This is a genomic window from Lactococcus formosensis (genome assembly GCF_037892375.1).
Lineage (GTDB): Bacteria > Bacillota > Bacilli > Lactobacillales > Streptococcaceae > Lactococcus > Lactococcus formosensis.
On the sequence record NZ_CP141721.1, the window covers coordinates 1,858,159 to 1,877,166 of the forward strand.

Annotated in this window: 19 protein-coding genes; 3 read left to right on the plus strand and 16 right to left on the minus strand. The window is 37.4% G+C overall.

Annotation, left to right across the window (positions count from 1 at the left end; translation table 11 throughout):
• Nucleotides 1-82: 82 nt before the first annotated feature.
• From VNN39_RS08975 to VNN39_RS09025, 11 genes are all read right to left on the minus strand, one after another.
• On the minus strand, nucleotides 83-961 hold the full coding sequence (locus tag VNN39_RS08975) for a metallophosphoesterase (protein WP_338997522.1): 879 nt from the start codon (nucleotides 959-961) through the stop codon (nucleotides 83-85).
• Between the two features lie 92 nt (nucleotides 962-1,053).
• Nucleotides 1,054-2,082, minus strand: coding sequence for a DUF3048 domain-containing protein (locus VNN39_RS08980; RefSeq protein WP_338997524.1), 1,029 nt, complete (start codon nucleotides 2,080-2,082; stop codon nucleotides 1,054-1,056).
• 95 nt (nucleotides 2,083-2,177) lie between these two features.
• The gene (locus VNN39_RS08985; protein WP_338997525.1) at nucleotides 2,178-3,329 is read right to left on the minus strand and encodes a mannitol-1-phosphate 5-dehydrogenase; all 1,152 of its coding nucleotides are present in this window, start codon (nucleotides 3,327-3,329) and stop codon (nucleotides 2,178-2,180) included.
• Nucleotides 3,330-3,438: 109 nt separating this feature from the next.
• The gene (locus tag VNN39_RS08990) at nucleotides 3,439-3,870 is read right to left on the minus strand and encodes a PTS sugar transporter subunit IIA (protein WP_338997527.1); all 432 of its coding nucleotides are present in this window, start codon (nucleotides 3,868-3,870) and stop codon (nucleotides 3,439-3,441) included.
• A gap of 1 nt (nucleotide 3,871) precedes the next feature.
• Nucleotides 3,872-5,806 carry a transcription antiterminator gene (locus VNN39_RS08995; RefSeq protein ID WP_338997529.1) on the minus strand — a complete coding sequence of 645 codons (1,935 nt, stop codon included), beginning with the start codon at nucleotides 5,804-5,806 and terminating at the stop codon, nucleotides 3,872-3,874.
• Between the two features lie 24 nt (nucleotides 5,807-5,830).
• A complete protein-coding gene (locus VNN39_RS09000; protein ID WP_339007074.1) occupies nucleotides 5,831-7,660 on the minus strand; it encodes a PTS transporter subunit EIIC in 1,830 nt (609 codons plus the stop codon).
• 387 nt (nucleotides 7,661-8,047) lie between these two features.
• The gene (locus tag VNN39_RS09005; RefSeq protein ID WP_339007076.1) at nucleotides 8,048-8,470 is read right to left on the minus strand and encodes a gamma-glutamylcyclotransferase family protein; all 423 of its coding nucleotides are present in this window, start codon (nucleotides 8,468-8,470) and stop codon (nucleotides 8,048-8,050) included.
• Entirely contained in the window at nucleotides 8,464-9,105 is a 642-nt protein-coding gene (gene pcp, locus VNN39_RS09010; protein ID WP_252175859.1) for a pyroglutamyl-peptidase I, read from the minus strand. The genes VNN39_RS09005 and pcp overlap by 7 nt, the downstream gene beginning before the upstream one ends.
• Nucleotides 9,106-9,123: 18 nt before the next feature.
• A complete protein-coding gene (locus tag VNN39_RS09015) occupies nucleotides 9,124-10,056 on the minus strand; it encodes a DUF979 domain-containing protein (protein WP_252175858.1) in 933 nt (310 codons plus the stop codon).
• Nucleotides 10,057-10,059: 3 nt separating this feature from the next.
• Nucleotides 10,060-10,734 carry a DUF969 domain-containing protein gene (locus VNN39_RS09020; protein WP_017370240.1) on the minus strand — a complete coding sequence of 225 codons (675 nt, stop codon included), beginning with the start codon at nucleotides 10,732-10,734 and terminating at the stop codon, nucleotides 10,060-10,062.
• Between the two features lie 172 nt (nucleotides 10,735-10,906).
• Nucleotides 10,907-11,320 (minus strand): Ohr family peroxiredoxin, encoded by a 414-nt coding sequence (locus tag VNN39_RS09025; protein ID WP_252175857.1) that lies wholly within the window; start codon nucleotides 11,318-11,320, stop codon nucleotides 10,907-10,909.
• A gap of 109 nt (nucleotides 11,321-11,429) precedes the next feature.
• Here VNN39_RS09025 and VNN39_RS09030 point away from each other — a divergent pair, with 109 nt between their 5' ends.
• On the plus strand, nucleotides 11,430-11,870 hold the full coding sequence (locus VNN39_RS09030) for a MarR family winged helix-turn-helix transcriptional regulator (RefSeq protein WP_019293512.1): 441 nt from the start codon (nucleotides 11,430-11,432) through the stop codon (nucleotides 11,868-11,870).
• A 45-nt stretch (nucleotides 11,871-11,915) separates the two neighbouring features.
• On the opposite strand, the gene VNN39_RS09035 is transcribed toward VNN39_RS09030, so the two are convergent.
• The 3 genes from VNN39_RS09035 to VNN39_RS09045 form a co-directional block, all read right to left on the minus strand.
• A complete protein-coding gene (locus tag VNN39_RS09035; RefSeq protein ID WP_270264804.1) occupies nucleotides 11,916-12,608 on the minus strand; it encodes a type 1 glutamine amidotransferase domain-containing protein in 693 nt (230 codons plus the stop codon).
• A gap of 99 nt (nucleotides 12,609-12,707) precedes the next feature.
• Nucleotides 12,708-13,070 (minus strand): DUF1304 domain-containing protein, encoded by a 363-nt coding sequence (locus VNN39_RS09040; protein ID WP_338997535.1) that lies wholly within the window; start codon nucleotides 13,068-13,070, stop codon nucleotides 12,708-12,710.
• 4 nt (nucleotides 13,071-13,074) lie between these two features.
• A complete protein-coding gene (locus tag VNN39_RS09045; RefSeq protein ID WP_270741188.1) occupies nucleotides 13,075-13,365 on the minus strand; it encodes a putative quinol monooxygenase in 291 nt (96 codons plus the stop codon).
• Nucleotides 13,366-13,616: 251 nt separating this feature from the next.
• Here VNN39_RS09045 and VNN39_RS09050 point away from each other — a divergent pair, with 251 nt between their 5' ends.
• Together VNN39_RS09050 and VNN39_RS09055 are read left to right on the plus strand one after the other, a co-directional pair.
• Nucleotides 13,617-15,098: an ABC transporter permease gene (locus tag VNN39_RS09050; protein WP_252175853.1), complete on the plus strand. Its 1,482-nt coding sequence runs from the start codon at nucleotides 13,617-13,619 to the stop codon at nucleotides 15,096-15,098.
• A gap of 14 nt (nucleotides 15,099-15,112) precedes the next feature.
• Nucleotides 15,113-15,784: an ABC transporter ATP-binding protein gene (locus VNN39_RS09055; RefSeq protein WP_252175852.1), complete on the plus strand. Its 672-nt coding sequence runs from the start codon at nucleotides 15,113-15,115 to the stop codon at nucleotides 15,782-15,784.
• Between the two features lie 45 nt (nucleotides 15,785-15,829).
• On the opposite strand, the gene VNN39_RS09060 is transcribed toward VNN39_RS09055, so the two are convergent.
• Both VNN39_RS09060 and VNN39_RS09065 read right to left on the minus strand, forming a co-directional pair.
• Nucleotides 15,830-17,500, minus strand: coding sequence for an InlB B-repeat-containing protein (locus VNN39_RS09060; RefSeq protein WP_338997540.1), 1,671 nt, complete (start codon nucleotides 17,498-17,500; stop codon nucleotides 15,830-15,832).
• 470 nt (nucleotides 17,501-17,970) lie between these two features.
• Nucleotides 17,971-18,804, minus strand: coding sequence for an Rgg/GadR/MutR family transcriptional regulator (locus VNN39_RS09065; RefSeq protein ID WP_338997541.1), 834 nt, complete (start codon nucleotides 18,802-18,804; stop codon nucleotides 17,971-17,973).
• Between the last annotated feature and the right edge of the window lie 204 nt (nucleotides 18,805-19,008).

Sequence of the window (19,008 nt, forward strand, 5' to 3'; positions counted from 1 at the left end):
AAGCTATGAATTAGTCACTTTACTGGGAATGGTAACCCTCTTTTTGTGACCAACAAAAAAAAGGAGAGCACCTGCTCTCCTTTCAAATATAAATAGTAAACTGTGTCACCTCAGGAATAACTCCAAAACGCGCGTGGATCGATGTAGTTCCTATCCCTGTATTGACATACAATTGTGTAATAGCATCAAGCTGGTATAAGCCCCGTGTATACTTCTCAGCCAGAACATTTTTTATCGGAAAGAAGGGAAGCCAGACCTGACCGCCGTGACTGTGACCTGCTAAAACCAGCTGTGTATCTGTACCGATAAAACCATCCGCAACATCCGGTTCATGTGTCATCGTGATGGCATAGTCATAGTTTTGACGGTAAGCAAGCGTATCGGATACCGAAGGATTTCCTAAAAGAGAATCGTCAAGTCCACCTAAGAAAACTTGACGACCATCGCTCAATGTTAGAGTTTCTCCCTGATTTCTTAGCACGACAAATCCACCCGCCGACATAACATCTTCATAGACACGGACAGCACCGCCACCATAATCATGATTGCCCCAAACGGCATACTTTCCAATATTTGCCTTAAAAGCTTTTAATTTTTCAATCATTGGTGCCATCTGTTCTGGATACTTGGAGTAATTATCAAACAAATCTCCTGTAAACAAGAGAATATCTGGGTTTTGGGCATTAACCTTCTCAATCACCTTATCTAAACGATTGGTTTCAAAGTACTCGGAAACCTGCAAATCAGAGATTTGCACAACGTTTAGTGGTGTCCGCTCATTTTTCTTTCCCAGCTCGACATGATTGACATGCACAAGGAAGGGCTCAACTTTCCAAGCATAGAAAGGCAGAGCAACGATAAGCAATATAAATACGCTTATGATAGATAAGAGAATACGCTTCGTTTTCTTTTTAGTTTTTTTACTTGTTCTTGGAGGTGTTTTTGTTTTTGGGTTTTGCATAGTGTTTTATTATAGCATAAAAGAGTGTTACGTTTGTAGACACTCTTTTATATCTTTTTTGCATAGTATATAAATACTGCGAGCAGTGTGTGCTACTCCCAAATAACTTCCCGACTATTATCAACTGCCGTTATCCAAGTTTGACCCGACTTGAGCGGGATTTTGTTTCCTTGACCGTCGGTGAAGCTGATATTTGTTTGTGCATTTGATTTGGCCCAATTTCCTTCTTGGACTTTGCCGTTTTGGAAAATATACGCCTTGCCTGTGCCGGTCGTTTCGATGTCCATGTGGTTACCGTCTGCGGATAGTTTTTGATTGACCATGATTGCAATGACTACATCTGGTGAAATTTGACCCTTTTCTCGGTCTTGATGTGCTTCGCCCCCTTGGAAACGTTGATAGGTCTTGCTGGCTGTATCGTAATGATAGCTGACTTCAAAAATACCGGTAGAGACTGGAAGTCTGATAGCTTGAGCAGCTGGCAGGTCACTTTCTGTTTTATCCGAATTGAGCGCTTGTCTGTCCCAGCTTTGGAAATCAGATTTTTTCTTATCTAGCTTGGCCATATATTTGTCCAAACCACTCATTTTCGTATACATATTATGTGGTGCCACGCGGTCCTCAGAACGCCAGAAGATACCCTCAGGCGCTTTAAATTGATCTAAGTCTGCGACATAATCACCCGACTTGACCATGTTCAAGGCTAACTCTGAGCCACCCACGTGAGCTAAGCCAGCATCAAAACCAGCTGCCCATTCCACAAAGTAAGGACGAATAGAACGCACAGGACCGATCAAATCAGGCTGTGCTTCCTGATAAAGGGCGACAAAGCGTGTAATGCCTCCTTCAGCGACAGCTTCAAAAACTACTCCCGCATCTTTAAGACCAGACTGTGGACGCGCTTCTGGTGAATTTTCCACCATCACGGCAGTTATCGGGCGTTTTGCCTTATCAGCAGTTGTTTCAAGACCTGTAAGTTCTGAGCGTACAGGACCTGATTTTTCCTCTTGTTTTACCTCTTCTTTTGCCGTTTTTGGAGCAAAGACCTTCGTCTGCCAAAGGAAGAGCCCAACTGCACCAACTAAAAGGGCAATGATGATAGCGATTACTTTTTTCTTCATAATTTTATTATATCAGAAAAGTCCCTTCTTTCACCATTTTAGTCTTCTAAGTAAGTTAAAAGCCTCATCAAAACGTAACTTTTTTCAAAAGGAATTCACTTCATATATTTTTTCGCACTCGCCTCAATCTCCGTAATCAAGCTCTCATCTGTAAGACTAGTGACTTCACGGATGACTGCGTTAAGCCCTTTTTCTTTTAATGCTTCTTGCAAAGCCATTGCTTCTTTATCGTTTTCATCTTTGTAGGCAAATATTTTCCCCACAACTGCCAAATGGCTTTGATAAGATAAACCGCGGTCAGAAAGTTCACGGATTGGGCGGATAAAACGTTCATCGTAGCCTAGCTTACGCATCGGAGTTCGTGCTACACGGCTTATCTCATCCACTATCTCTGTATTTGAGAAGCGCTTAATAATCGTTTCGTGATATGCTTTCAACTCTTCTTCAGTAAAGTCCCATTTGGCTAAGAGCAACTGGCGTGTTTCAGCTTGGACGTCTTTAAGTGAGGCCAATACTTCATTATTTTGCAAGGCTTCTAAAATCGTTTGGTAACCATAATATGCGCCTGTATAAGCCACTGTCGCATGACCACTGTTAACAGAGAAGAGTTTACGTTCAATATAAGGTTCCAAATCTCTGGCATAATGAACACCATCAAGCTTTACTTCACTGTTTTTCAGTTGACTTTCGTCCACAACCCACTCACGGAAGGGTTCAACGACAACATAGAGCGGATCTTCATGGGATTGATTGGGGACGATACGGTCGACTGCCGCATTGGGAAAGCCAATCTTCGCATCTACAAATTCTAAATCAGCTGGAGTTAAGTATTCTTTGACCTTATCAAAAAGAAATTCAGAACCCCCAATCATGTTTTCACACGCAAGGATGTCTAATGGTTTTTCGTTTCCTTGGGCTTTACGCTTTTGAATGCCTTTGGCAATCAGTTCCGCAATAAAAGGAAGTATGTTGGGGCCAATCGCTGTAGTAACGATATCAGCCTCTGCGATAGCCTCAACTACTGCTTCAGGGTTCTGCGCATTGTTAATGCCCGAAACGCTATGGACTTGAATTTTTTCATGCGATTGATCTGCCAGCTCAATCGTATATTTTCCTTCCTCGTTTAAAGCGTTGATGATTTTTTCATTAACATCGACAAAGGCAATTTCAAAACCGTTCTTATATAAGATTTCTCCGATGAAACCACGTCCGATATTTCCTGCGCCAAAATGTACTGCTTTTTTCATTTGTATTTACCTTCATTTCTTCTTTTTACTCCTTCATTGTAATCGTTTTCTTTTCGCTACTAAATAAAAATCTTGGCACTTTTTACTGTGCCAAGATTTTTGAGATTATCTAGTTTTCAAAGTATGCTGCGATTTCATCAACAGTTTGTGCATCTGCGATTTTAACGACATTATCGACATCAGCACAGAAAAGCGAGATTTTTTGGATAAGCTCCAAATGCTCGTCTCCAACACCTGCTATTCCAAATAAAACAGTTGCCACTTTGCGTTCTTCAGCATCCCCAAAGTTTATGCCTCTAGGGACTTGCACAATGCATATACCAGTTTTTTCGACTTCTTTTTTTGCTTCATCTGTGCCGTGAGGGATGGCAATAAAATTACCCATATATACAGAAAGTTCCTCGTTGCGTTGAACCATAGCTGGAATATACGCTGATGTCACACAGCCTGCCTCAAGAAGCAATGAACCACAATATTCAATCGCTTCTTCTTTTGTTTCAAAATGTTTATTTAGTTTTATCAGATTTCTTTGAATTCTCATTTTATTCTCCATATTTTTGGATTGATTCAGTCATAATCATTTTTAAGAGCTCTTCTACAACTTCTTGATTACCGGAATCATAAATTTTCGTATACAGTTTATTTTCGATGATTGAGCTCGATATTCTTCCCAAGAGATATGTCGCATAATGGTCAACTTCTGGAGGTGCTAATAACAATAGAACACGATTAACACTTATCTTCTCTTGATTCATGGCAATTACTTCTATGCGCTCCTCTAGATCATATATTTTGAAAAGCGGGTACGGCACTGTTCCATGGAGACCATGAAGCAGTGCAATATTTGTATCCGGAATGGCCAAATGTGTCGCCTCAAAGCGCTCTAACAAGAGCCGAGCCAATCCTTCTTTTTCTGAAAAACCCAAGCGCTGTACAATAAGTTCAATAACAGCTTGCAAATGGGGTGGGTTTTCTAAAGTTTCCAGAGAAAATTGCTCTAATAAAGTATTACTTATACTGAACAACCTACTTAGATCTACGGTATGTCGTGGCTCATCTTCTCTATTTACTTTCCTTGCTTCTTGTTGAATAATACGCAATTGGTGACGAATATCATCTGTATTTTTTTGATCCAACATACGGCTCACAAAAATATAATCCAGCTCTTTTTCTGTTGTAAATACTACATCATAGTGCTCCAAATCCGGAATTTCAGACATTTGAATGATATCGATACGCTTCAAAAAGGGGAAATTTTTCTTTAAGTGACTGATCAAAAATTCACAAGAGATTCGTCCACGACTTGTCACGATTGCTGCTGTTAAGGGAAGAACCAAATCACTTCGTTCAAGAGTGGCTACGAAATGCAAAGTTACAAAAGCAGTATCTGTGCTGGAAAATTTCCGAGAAAATACTTTCGGTAGAACATCCTGCACAACTTTAAAAACTTTTTTGTTGTCTGATTCAATCTTTTTAATAAACTTGTTTTCTTTTTCGTAGGAAAGATCTGGTAAAATTTCTGTTTCTTTTAGATGAGCATAAAGAAGGCCATAGAGTTTATCGTCTTTGATAAATGCAATATCCATTTTTTGTGAAACTTCACTGATCAGTTGGCGTACTTTATACGAAAACTGACTGTCAAATTTTTCCATAAAAAGAACTTCTCGTCCAAAACCAAAGTAAAGCACATCATAGATACTGGCTAGATATACAATCTCTGCGAGACTAAAAGATGTTCCCCCTAGCTCTTGGATAATTTCCCTTACAAAGGCAATTGCTTCTTTACTTGGTTTACGCCAAAGCCCAGATGAAATTGTCTTTCCTTGGTTAATCCTTAGGAGTGTTATGCCGAGGAAAAATTGCATCAAAACCTTACTTTTATCGACCGCCTTTATCTCGACATTTTTTTCAAACACAGTTTTTGCTGTATCTAAAAACTGTGTTTCCAAAAATGAAGAAATTTTGCCTTCCGCAAAATCGCCATTCAATGCTTCACTGATACTCATCGAGTCATTTAATATCGAAACCAAGACCGAACGAATTTTTTCTTCTTTTCCAGTAATCCAAATTTCGTCATCTTGATGTAAAAAGAGCTCATTTTCTTCACAAATCTTTTCTAATTGTTTCAAATCTGAAATAACAGTGGGCAAACTTACTGCAAAACGTTCTGCTAATTCTTCAAGAGAATGATGCTTCGTGACTAAAAGAACAATCTCAGCTTTTTGTCTTTCTTGAGGCGAAAACTCCTTGAGCTCCTGAAGTTGCTCTAACCGGGCAAGATCTCCTTCTAAATAATAGCCTTCTGTTGAAGTACGTAAATAAATACCCATATTAGGCAAAGTCAGTTGAAATTTATCTAAATCCCGATAAATTGTTCTTCTGCTGGCTCCAGTCGCTTCCATCATATCTGCAACGGTCAGGGTTTCCTTCACTAAAAATTCTTGGATGATTTGTTGTTCACGTTGTGTTACTAACACGAGGTTTCCCCCTTTACTTTTGGTTTATAACTTGTTCAAACGTGCGACAAGTTGGTCATATCTTGGTGTTGTAATCAGACTTTCAACCTCGAGATATTGAGCATTAGGCGCAACTCTTTTAGCACGATGTGTAAACTCTTCTGTAGTTACAATCATGATGTTTGCGGCATTGAAAGCTGCCAAACCTAAAAACTCTACATCTGAAATCGGAAGCTGAATGCCGTTCATCTTAAAGATAGCCCCTAATGTTTCTTTACCCATCGTTGCGGAACCGATATGCTCACCATCATGAGCAAAGACAACCTCATCAATTTGATTCAAATCTATTTCTTCTTTTACTATTGGACTGTTCGTTAAGGTTACAGGTTCACTTTCAGATGGCTCTGAAGCCTGTGTTTGAGACAATTGGGAAATAATCTCATCGTATTTTGGTAAATTTAAAAAGTTGGAAACAGAATATCGAATTGCATCTGGTGACATTGTCGCCGCACGAGCAGCTAATTCTTCTTGTGTGACAACAATAGTATCTGGCCCTGCTTTAAGATTAGCAATAGCAATATTTGTAACGTCTTGTGGCAGACCAGCTTTATTAACTTTATTTCTAAGAATTGATGCGCCCATCGCAGATGAACCCATACCCGCATCACAAGCAAAAATGACATGTTTAACCGCTGAAAAATCAACTGCTTCGTGAGATGGAGCAACTTGCCCTTTGGCAACAGCCTTTGCTTCCGAAACATTGGCTTGTGCTTCTTCAAGTGCTGAGTCATCAACCATTGACTTGTCACGTTTCAAAATGAAGGACGCAACAAGGAAGGAAACACCGGCAGCAACAAGAATACCGGCCCAAACACTAAGAATATTCCCCAATCCTCCCGCAGCTTTACCAGAAGCCATCCCTGTGATGGCAATAATTGAACCTGGAGATGCTGGTGCTTGAAGACCTGCCCCCAAGAAATTGTTTGTCAAAGTACCTGATACACCACCAGCAATTACTGCGAAAAATAGAGCTGGTTTCATCATCACGTATGGGAAATAAATTTCGTGAATACCACCAATAAATTGAATAATTATCGCACCTGGTGCTGTAGCTTTTGCTGAACCTTTACCAAAGAGCCAAAAGGCAATCAAAATACCAAGACCTGGTCCAGGGTTTGCTTCGAGTAAAAACAACAGTGACTTTCCTTGTTCACTGGCTTGCTGGATACCCAAAGGCGTCAAAATACCTTGGTTAATGGCATTATTTAAAAATAGAATTTTAGCAGGTTCAATAAAGACATTTGCTAAAGGGATAAGGTGGTTGGAAACAAGGAAATCAACCCCTTGACCCATAATATCTGTTAAAGCTGCAACTAATGGACCAACTACTTTTACGGCAAATAATGAAATTCCGAAACCGACAAGGCCGGCAGAAAAGTTGTTAATCAACATCTCAAGTCCTGCTTTGATATGAGGTTGCACGACCTGGTCGAATTTTTTAATCAGCCAAGCTCCAAGAGGACCTAAAATCATAGCGCCTAAAATCATCGGAACATTGCCGTTTTCATTAAGCCCGCCCATCGTAGTTGTTGCTGTGGCAACAATCGAACCAAATGTGGCAATCGCACCAACAACACCTCCGCGGTGATCATAGATATTTTTACCGCCTGTATAACCAATCATGACTGGAATAAGAAAGACAAGCATTGGGCCAACCATGGCAGCAAAAGTACTGTTTGGTGTGAAACCGTCTGGGATAAAGAACATCGTGAGAACACCCCAAGCAATTAAGATCGGAATGTTAGGCATAACCATATTTGAGAGTGCTGTTCCAAGTTTCTGAACACGCACTTTAAGACTAGTTTTTTCTTTCATTACAACTCCTTATAAGATAATTAATATTGTATACTTAGATTGTAAACGCTTTCGATTATGTTTCATAAAAAAACCTTGACACTTTTTATTGTGTCAGGGTTTTTTATTGTGTGTTTTATTTTTTGAGGATAAAGATAAAGCAAACTTCTCTGTCTATTTCTTTTAATAAAGTGAGAGTATATCTTCTCCAAGAGTTATTTCTGAATTTCATTTTGTAGTAAATCAAAAGTAGGCGCTTCCAAAGCAAGTATAGCACATGTATTAGATTATTTCCATTTTCTTTCACTTTTATTAATAAGGGCGTCTGTACTCCAAATTATCGCACACTCTCTTTTGAGTAACGCTTCTTTTATCAAAAAAAACAAGAAGTCCAACGACTTCTTGCTTTTATTCAACCGTCTGCAACATATATTCCAACCAGTCTCCTGAGACAACAGGTACTAACTGATCATTGGTATTAAGACTTGCATGTGGATTATAGTGATAATAGTAAACTTCTTCTGTTTGGCCGTTACTGAGAGAGGCAGTGGTACTTCGACGAATGTATTCGCTGCTTTCTGGACTTTCTGGGTTAAAATTTTCCATACCATCGAGTGTTCGAATACTTTTTGAGAAGTCATAAAAGGTAAAAACTTCTCCTATTATTTCTGAATTACCGTCAAAGATTGCGGGATAACCCTTATTTTCAATATGAAAGAGATTGCCCTTAATTTTTGCTGGTGTACTTTCCAGAACCTCACCTTTTAAATATTTTTCATAGTTAAACATGTCTGTACGTAAGCTACCGTATACAAAAACTTTCCTTAACATATTTCCCCACCAATAACACGTAAATCTTCGGAATAGCGCGTGCATGCTTCTAAGGCAACTTCAATCCCTTTAACAATCTCGTCCAATGACATATAAGGTGTGTCTTTTTTATCAATGACTTGTGATGTAGCATAAGGAATATGAATAAAACCAGCTTTAACTTCGGGATATTTTTTCTCTAAGAGGTAACGCACACCATAGAAAACATGGTTGCATACAAAGGTACCGGCTGTGTTAGACAAGGTTCCAGGAATGCCAGCTTTATTTAATTCGCTAACAATTGCTTTAACTGGCAATGTAGAAAAATATGCTGGAGCACCATCTTCTTTTACGGCCTCATCGACAGGCTGATTGCCTTCATTATCTGGAATTCTGAAATCATCCACATTAATGGCGACACGCTCTGGCGTAATCGCGAAGCGTCCACCGGCTTGGCCAATATTTACAACCACATCTGGATGATGTTTTTCAATAGCTTCTTCAATTTTTTCGAGTGATTTATAACGCACAGTCGGAATAATCAACTTAATAATCTCAGCACCGTTGATTTCTGATGCAACACGTTTCACAGCTTCTTCAGCTGGATTGAGTGCTTCACCACCAAATGGATCAAAACCTGTTAACAAAATTTTCATAATAGAATAATCTCCTTTTTAAAATGCGACAAAGTACATTACGAGAATGTGCAGAACGATAAGCGTAAGTGAAACTGGCGCTTGTACCTTGATCACTTTATTCTCATCTTTCATCTCAAGCAAGGCAGCAGGCACGATATTAAAGTTGGCTGCCATTGGCGTCAGTAAAGTACCACAATATCCTGCAGTCAGTGCTAATGCCCCAGCAATTACGGGATTTGCTCCTTGGGCAAGGACAAACGGAATCCCAATACCCGCTGTGATGACAGAGAAAGCCGCAAAAGCATTCCCCATAATCATCGTGAAAATCACCATGCCAAGAACATAAGCTACTACGCCGAGCAAGCGGTTATCCGCAGGGACAATACCTGTAATCCCTTGGGAGATAACTTCACCAACACCTGCAGTTGTAAAGAGTGCACCTAAGGCAACCAACAATTGTGGTAAAATCGCAACTGGCCCCATCGAATCAAAGAGGCGTGCGCCATCCTCCACGGATTCTGTCACTTTTGCTTTTGTCATTATCAATGCAAACACTAAGGCAACAACCGAAGCTACACCGATAGCAAAGAGCGAAGCATTGGTAAATTTACCTAAAGCCATCGCAATGCCAACAGCTACAAATGCCAGAATAAAGGAAGGAATAAAGATTTTATTCTTCAAGACTTTAGACTGTTTTTGACCAAAGTTGTCGTCCAAAGCTTTATATTTCCCAAAGGTCACTTGCTTAGTTAGTGTAAGTAAACTGCTTAAAACAATAAAGAGTCCTACAAGCCAGGCTGGGATAAGTGCACCAAAAATAAATGGTATAGCAATTAAAATCCAAAAAAGAGCCGTTCCGAAACGTTTGCTTCCTTGTATTGTAGTTAAAGCTTTATAGGCCATATAAATCATGAGTAAACCCATAAGGACATAAAAAATATTTAATGAAACGTCAATAAAAGCTTGCATGGTTTATTTTACCTCTTTCTTTCCAAATTTTCGAAGAAGTTTTCTGTCATACAGTACAAACTGGATAGCTGTCACTAGAAAGGCAAGGACAGCCATGATAATACTGGCAACTGCTACGTCTACGGCTGAAACATCATAGTTAAAACTTGACATTGTTGAAGTAATCAAGAGAACACCGGCGCTCCCTGCAAAGAGATTTTGCCCAAAGAAGTTACCATAGTTTTCTGCTGCGGCAGAAATTGCCTTAATATCATCGTCTTCAGACTCCACATCACCAAATTTACTCACTGCGGCAGCTTTGGCCATCGGCTGAATGAGTGGTCGAACAAACTGTGGATGACCACTAATACGAATAGACATTGCGCCTGCAATAAAACGAATAAAAACATAAACAAGGGCAATACGACCTGTTGTAAGTGACTGGATACGGCCAATAAGATCTACTGCACGTTGGCGAAGTCCATTACGTTCCAAAACACCGATAACTGGAAGAGTCAAAACAAAAAGCGAAACCATACGGTTATCGACAAAAGATTGACCTAAAATAGTTAGAATCTCCTGAATACTCAATCCTGCAACCAGACCTGTAGAAATCCCAGCGACAACAACAACAAATAAGGTCTCTATCTTGAAAACAAAACCAATCAAGACAATCAAGACACCTATGAGTTTAATCATAAAATAATTCCTCCTAGAATATATATATCAGACAATTATACACTATTTGTCTATTATGCACAATTTATAATTGGATAATATTTTATGTTATTGTCTAAACAAATAGAGATAGCTCGTAGCTATCTCTATTTATATTATTCCCTGATACTTATTCTACCAGTATTTCTCAGTTTTAAAAAATATCAATCGTAACTTCAATATTACCTTTTGTCGCACGAGAATAAGGACAAGTTTCATGGGCTATTTCTAACAATTCTTTTGCTTCCTCAAAGCTTACACCGTCTATATGTCCTACGATATCAACACCTAAAACAACGTCAGGTACTGCGCCTTGACTTAAGTTATAGAGAGATACAGTTACTTCTATAGTTGATTCTCCATCAACATTTCTTGATTTTTTGACATAGTCTAAAGCACTGTTAAAACAAGCGCTATACCCCGCTGCGAATAACTGTTCTGGATTTGTCGCATCCACAGCTTTACTTCCTGGCGCTGCGATCTCTAATTTAAAGCTATTATCGGGGGAGTGGACTTCACCATTACGGCCACCTGTATTTATCATTTTTGTTGAAAATATTTTTTGCATTACCTTACCTCTTTTTATTTTTAATTGTGTGCAATTTAATTTTACTAAATATAATTGAATTTGACAAATATATGAAATCAGTTATAATAAAAATATTTGGGAGGACATCATGAGTAATTCGATTTTAAACAAGGAACTTTGCTTTCAACTATACATTGCTTCTAAAGAAATTATAAAACAGTACAAGCCGTATTTAAAAAAGTATGACTTAACATACACAAGCTTTATTGCTTTGCTGGCATTAGAAGATGGCATGACCGTGAATGAGTTGGGGGAAGAATTATATTTAGATTCTGGTACCTTAAGTCCTTTATTAAAGAAATTGGAACAAAAAGGATATCTTGTTCGAAAACGTTCGCGTTCGGATGAGCGTATTGTCAAACTATTTTTAAGTGTAGATGGAAAAAAACTCAAAAAAATGCTTCCTGCTATTTCCCTACAAGTTGGACAAGAACTTGCAGGACAATCTGATGAAATTAATTATAATAGTTTGATTATGCAACTCTCTCAACTTAATAACATCATGAAAAATATGAAACGAGAACCATAACACTCTTATTTTTCAAACTAAAAAAGAAGGTAGACCCTTCTTTTTTTAGTGGTTTAATTTACGTAATTCAGCTACAAGTAATTCAGCTACTTTTTGGGGAGATTGAGGATTTTGTCCAGTAATTATTCGCCCATCTCTAATAGCATACTCTTTGAAGGCTGCGGCTTTTTTGTATCGCGCTCCACGTTGATTTAACTCGGTTTCGGTTAAGAACGGAACAGCAGTTGTTGTTCCATTAAGCTCTTCTTCTTCGTTTGTAAATCCGGTAACGACTTTATCTTTTATAAGGTATTGCCCCTCTTCATCTTTCAAGTTCAAAAGACCAGCTGCACCATGACAAACAGACGTTATAAATCCACCTACATAATAAATTGCTTCAGCGACTTTCATCAACTCTTTATCTTCGGGATAATCCCACAGTACACCATGACCACCTGTAAAATATATAGCGCCATAATCCTGAGGATTTAAATCCGTTATTTTTTTCGTGTTGGAAAGAGCATCTTCCCTAAAACTTCTTTCTGTATACCATTTCCAATCGATTTCGTTCGCATATTTAAAACTTTCAGGATCAAGGGGAACATAGCCACCTTTTGGACTTGCAAAGTCAACTTCATAACCTGCAGAGATTATTTCATCATAAAAATGAGTTGTCTCTCCCAACCAGAGCCCTGTAGCTCTATTTGTCTTATCATATTTGGGCGTATTTGTTTCTATGATTAATATTTTTTTCGTCATTTTTTTCTTTCCTTTCCAGTTTGGACTCACTTATACCTTCTTATAAAGCTTAGGAATTATTATAAAAACTGTTGTTCAGTGTTGGATTACTTTATCTATTTAGAAGAAAATAATACTAAGTAAAGTTAAGATGGCTAAACCACCTTGTTTAAAAATAATGAAGCGGTCGCTCGTGAGGCTCCCATACAGCGCAACTAAAATAATATATACCAAGAAGACACTCAATAATTCAATGCGTGCGGCAGAAACAAACAGTGCATAAAGTATCCCAATACCAATCAACCCGTTGTATATACCTTGATTTTTAAACAGTACTTGGACGTTTTTGTTTTGTAAATCCTCGCTGGCCATTTTGAACACTCTACCTGTTGCATCAGAAGTCGTTTTTACCGTTTCTAAATAAGTAATATAAAAGAATTCTATGGCGACCAATACTCCTAAAATAGTTGTTATGACTGACATAAGCTTATTTTCCCCCCTTCTCTACAATTTGCAATTCCGGCTTTTTAACACTATAGTTACTGATATTTTGCGCGAAAGCTAGCAACAAAGGATTGGTGTTGTGTTTTTCGATTGTTTCTAAGGAAGCCCAGTTTTCAATCATCACAAACTCATTTGTTGAAAGTACTGCTTCGTATAAATCATAAGCTAAACATCCTTCTTCTTGTTTAGAAGTAGCGATTAATTCCTTTATATCTTTTAAAAATTCTTCTCTTTTTTCATCTTTGATAAAAAATTTAGCATTAACAATAATCAAATGTCCATCCTCTTTCTGTGACTTTTATTCTTTTTCACAACAATTGACTAATCAATCATTGACTGGTCAATAATACTCCATTTTCTAATTAATTTCAAGAATATTGACTTAAACTCTCTACTCAAAGTTACTAACGCATCTCTTTTTTACAATAAAATGTTTCTTAAGTTTCGCTTATGTATCATTTAACTAATTTTTAAGTAAATAAACATACAATTTGTTTTATTAATTTAGACAAAGGAGAATCTCATTTGGATTTTATAAGACGTGCCTGGCTTTTTACTAAAGCCAAACTATCACGAACCCTTCTACTTATTGTGGCCTTTTCAACTATACTTGTTTTTGTTCTTTCGGGTTTGGTTATTCATACAGCTTCTAACCGTTCCATCGAAAATGCGAAGAAGAGTGCAGGAGCGACTGTTACACTCTCCATTAATCGTTCTGCAATGATGGAAAATTTTTCTAAGAATGATTCAACGGGGAAAACGAACAAGTCTGATATGCCTGACATTACTCAAGCAGATGCTGAAAAAATAGCGAAACTTTCTGGAGTAAAATCTTACTCGTATACAAAACAAGCTACAGCAAATGCCGAAAGCAATATCGAAGCAATCAGTCAATCTGACACCTCAAAAAATAATGATAAACAAGGAGCTGTCTTTATGGCAGGGCCGGAAATGAGCGGAAGTACTCCCGGTGATTTCAAAATCGTTGGTACAAACGACTTGCTCGCCTCTTCAGAGTTTTCGGGTGGGACAAATAAAATAACCTCTGGACGCGCGATTCAGTCCTCTGATGAAGGAACGAATAATGTTGTCATTGAAGAGAGCTTGGCTAAACAGAACAACCTCAAAGTAAACTCAACTTTTACCCTCAAAGATAGTAATGATAAAACTTACAAAATGACTGTTGTAGGACTTTACAAATCAGGTTCAACAGAAAATGATTTGGCCGCAGACTTTAGCTTTATGAACCCAGCCAATCAGATGTACACTGCTTTGAGTGTTCCAAACCAAATCGATGGTAAAACAGGAACGCTTGGAAGTGCAATCTTTAATCTGGAAAACCCAGAAGATTCAGAAAAGTTTGTCAAAGAAGCTACCAAGCTTATCGATACAGATAAATTTGAAGTACAGTCTAATGATGCTATTTACCAACAAATGCTACAACCTCTGAACAATATCAGCAGTTTTTCTAAAAATATTGTTATCCTTGTGACACTTGCAGGTGCTATCATTCTTGCGCTTATCGTAATGCTCATGGTGCGAGAACGCCGCTTTGAAATTGGTGTCTTGATGAGCTTAGGCGAGTCAAAAGGAAAAATTGTGATGCAATTCTTTACTGAACTATTTATGATAATGGTCGTTTCTATCGGTATAGCCTCAGCTACTGGTAACTTTGTGGGCAATGCCGTCGGCCAACAGTTACTTAACCAAGAAACTCAAACCAGTCAAACCAATCAACCTACCCAAATAAATGGTACTCAAAGACAAGAAGATGGACCTCAGACAGAAAAAGGAAGTCCTAATGCTCAACCTGGCGGAATGCGTACGGCGATTGGGATGGGACAAAATAATGAACAGCTCAAGGCCATAAATGAGCTCGAAATTAAAACAAATCCTCAACAAATTGCGATTTTAGCAGCTCTTGCACTCTTGATTACGCTTGTGGCCGTTGGTTTAGCAGCAATTGGTATTTTACGCTTAAACCCTAAACAAGTGATGACAAATTAAAGAAGGAGGACATTATGACAGTATTAAACATTGAAAATTTGACTTACTACTATAACCATCCTGAAGATTACCTCTTTCAAGATGTCACAGAAACTTTTGAAGCAGGAATTATGTACAGTATTCTCGGCCAATCTGGAAGTGGAAAAACAACACTACTCTCTCTTCTAGCAGGTTTAGATATGCCCAAGTCTGGACAGATTAAACTTAATGGAGACGAGATAAAAGCAAATCAGCTCACCAATTATCGTAAGAACATCGTTTCTACCATTTTTCAAGCTTATAATTTATTAACCTATATGTCAGCTTTTGAAAATGTAAAAACAGCGCTCAGGATCTCAAAAGTCTCCTTTGACGATGAGAAGCAGTCAATTATTGATAGCTTGGAAAAAGTTGGTTTGACAGAGGACTTAATATACAAGCCTGTAAGTAAACTTTCAGGAGGACAGCAGCAACGTGTGGCTATCGCACGCGCCCTTGTTTTAAATCATGATATCATCATTGCGGATGAGCCTACAGGAAATCTTGATGAAAATACGACGCGCCAAATTGTCGAGCTTTTCAAAAAAATAGCGCATGAAGATCATAAACTTGTAATTATCGTGACTCATGAAACAGAGGTAGCTCAAAACTCTGATGTTGTCTACCAACTCAAGAATAAAAAATTTACCAAGTTAGATACTTTTTAAAAGAAGACAGACGAAAAAGACTAGCCATGGAGCTAGTCTTTTTTCTTATTTCATTTTACCTTTTGTTAAGTATTTTTTTACCCCCAACAAGGAAAGGGCGATAAGAATGCTTACCCCTAAGACATAAAGATATGGTTTTGCATTTTCACCTGTCAGCGGAAGTTTTTTTCTATATTCAAGCGACCTAGTAGTATCTTGAGTTTTCTTAGTACTCAGTGATGCTGTGCTCTTCTCTATTTTTATGTTAGCATTAGTATCTTCCTGTTTTTTTGCCACTTCTTCATTTTTCTGTTCCTCATTTTCATTTGACACTACTGGAACTTCTTCCCAACTGGCATAGAGAATCTTATCACCTTGTTCTTGCGCTGATATGGCTTCTATTTTTTTACCTTTTTGATCTGTCCAACCTATAAAAGTATAGCCCTGCTTCGTTGCTTGTTCAAAATGGCTTACTCCTCGTCCATAAATATAAGAATCTGGATTTTGCTGTGAATTTTCTCCACCATTTAAAACATAGTTTATTTTATAAGTATTTGCTTTCCAATTTGCATGGAGTGTTTTGTCGCCTTGTGCATCGGTAGGAATATTGGTTATACTGTTCCCATCTCCATCTGTCCAACCTGTAAAAGTGTAACCTTCACGTTGTGGTGCTTCAAAACGACTTATTCCTTGACCATAACTATATGATAAAGGATTCGCAGGATGGTTTGTTCCACCATTGAGGTCATAAGCAATATTAAAGCTTAAACTCTCGGATTTGAATGTTAAAACAGCAGGTTCAGTGTAAATGGGTTCATTATTTATTGAATCTAGCGGTGTAATTTTTAAGCGGTATAAATTACCTTCATTTGAAATATCGGAAGTAAAGTCGAGTGTTTTACGAATTGTTTTATCACCCGTTGAGTTCGTCAGGCTTTCAGATATATCATTAAAGGACAATCCTTTATCTTTACTAACTTGCCATATCATATCGACTGTTATTTTCTGCGGTGAAGATAGATTTACCTCAGATTCAAAATGAGCAAGATCTCCTGGGATTAAATCAAGTTGATCATTAGGATTAGTCCCCGTTACCTGTCCATCGTATTCGTATTGCACTAAGGCGGGGACATTAAAGTTGAAAGCATGCCATTTATTCGGATCCCCATTATAAGCCCTTTCTTGGTACAAAGTAAAAGGAATATTTTGTACGGCATTCGGGGCAAACGTAGCCATATCTCCCAGTAAGAAGACTGGTCTTGTTTCATGCAATGTGGAGTCATTTTTAAGAGTACTTAATGGCATGAAACTCGTGGAAGGTCCTACCATGTAGATTTTAATCCCCGCACTGCCATTCAATGCTTGGCTCGTATCAACACTAGTTGCCGTATTGTCTATTAGTGGATTAGGAAGAACCCAAGATTGGAGAGCTTCATTCCAGTTATAAGAACCAGTTGCAGCTGTAGATCCACCAGAATTCGTAATAGTAAAAGTAGGAGAATCCATGTATGGAATCACCTTTACCAGTCGGTAATCACTGTTAGGTAATTTCGTAAATGTAAGTGTTCCCTGATAACGGTCGCCATCAATCGTACTTGTACCTGGTGAGGGGATATTAAATGAAGCTTTAAACAAGCTATTGGCAGCTCCGACCCAAGGAATGTGGGTTGTGTAGTCAAAAGCATAAGTTTTATCTGCAGTTGTGACTACTCCTCCATTTGTTGCAAGAACCCGCACAGGTATTATATTTAACAGTATAAATAATATTAACGTGGCAGATACCATCATAAGCCTTCTCAAAGACAACGCTTTGTGTAACATTTGATATTTTTTCATTTTTCTTCTCCTTCTATTTATAGATACACTACTAGAACTACTTTACCCTTCTAGAATTGTCCTTTCTTTTTTATTATTCCTTATATCATTATATTATAATAAGAAAAAAATTAAATCAATCTCTTTTTCGATGTAATTGTCTACACAATACATTTAGACTGGTGTCAAGGAACTATTAAGCACCTTCATCCATTGAGTGCCAGATTTAATTTGTAAGAAATGGTTCAAGAAATCGAACTCATATTAGCTATATTTTCTCTTTTAGAGGCTTGAAAAATAAAATTTAAATGAAAAAAGTTACTGGATCAATTGCGCCAGTAACTGCTATTTTTAACTATGAATATGGTGAACATACATCCTTTACGTTAAGTCTATCCTTTTATTTTCTCAAAATTATGTTTAAAAATGCCCCGAAGCTCTAAAGCATTTATTTCTGAGAGTATCTTTAAAGACCTACTAACAAGTTTTGTTCCCATATTTTTATCTTCAAATTTATAAATCCAACATCCCTTTACAAAAATAGAAGATATTCTTACATAGGTATCAAAAACAAGTGCTAATTTATCTAATTCCTTTATTAACTTCTCTGAAAATTTCTTTTGCTCTCTTCTAATCATGGAAAGAATGGTACGGATTATTAATCTTATTAATAAATTTCTAAATTCCGTGATTTCTTTTAAATACTGACTGTTTTGTGATAAAATTCTTTCAATCAGATGATAGACTAAGTCAGGATTAATTTCTTCTAGTGTGTTCACTAAGATATACATTTCATAACTATGCCAAACTTGATAAGACTTAAGCTTGTTTTCTATATACTTTATTTCGTCAGTTGAAAGCTTTGTATAACAAGCTTTGGCTGAGAGAGCAATGACTTGGTTTTCTTCCATATCATATTTTACATTTTTCATGTATATAGCCTGAAGCTTTTTCTGGTCATTGCTAAAGTAAGCTTTCTCAATTTCCTTAAATTGAGATAACCAATAATCCTCCTCATCATTATTAATCATCAGCATATAGGAACGAAAAGTCGTGTGCATTTCTTGTAAGGCAAGGTCTAATTTATCTAACGAAATCATTGATTTACCATTTTCAAAATAGGACAATGTTGATTTTGATAAACCCACACGTTCAAAATCGCTTAAAAGTAAATGGTGCTGCAAGCGTAATTTTTTAAAAACTTCGCCATATTTTTTATAAATCATGGTCATTCCTCCTAAACAGCATATTTTAAAAAATGTACTCTCTCGCGAACATTCAATAATATCTCTTGGCTAGCATTAAATATGCTCGACTTCTTACCTTCTTTTCACTTTCATTTTATCATAACAAATCTTATATTTACTAAAAAATTCACTTAAATTTAATGAAATAAATTCTTTTTATATCATTTTTCTTCATGATTTATC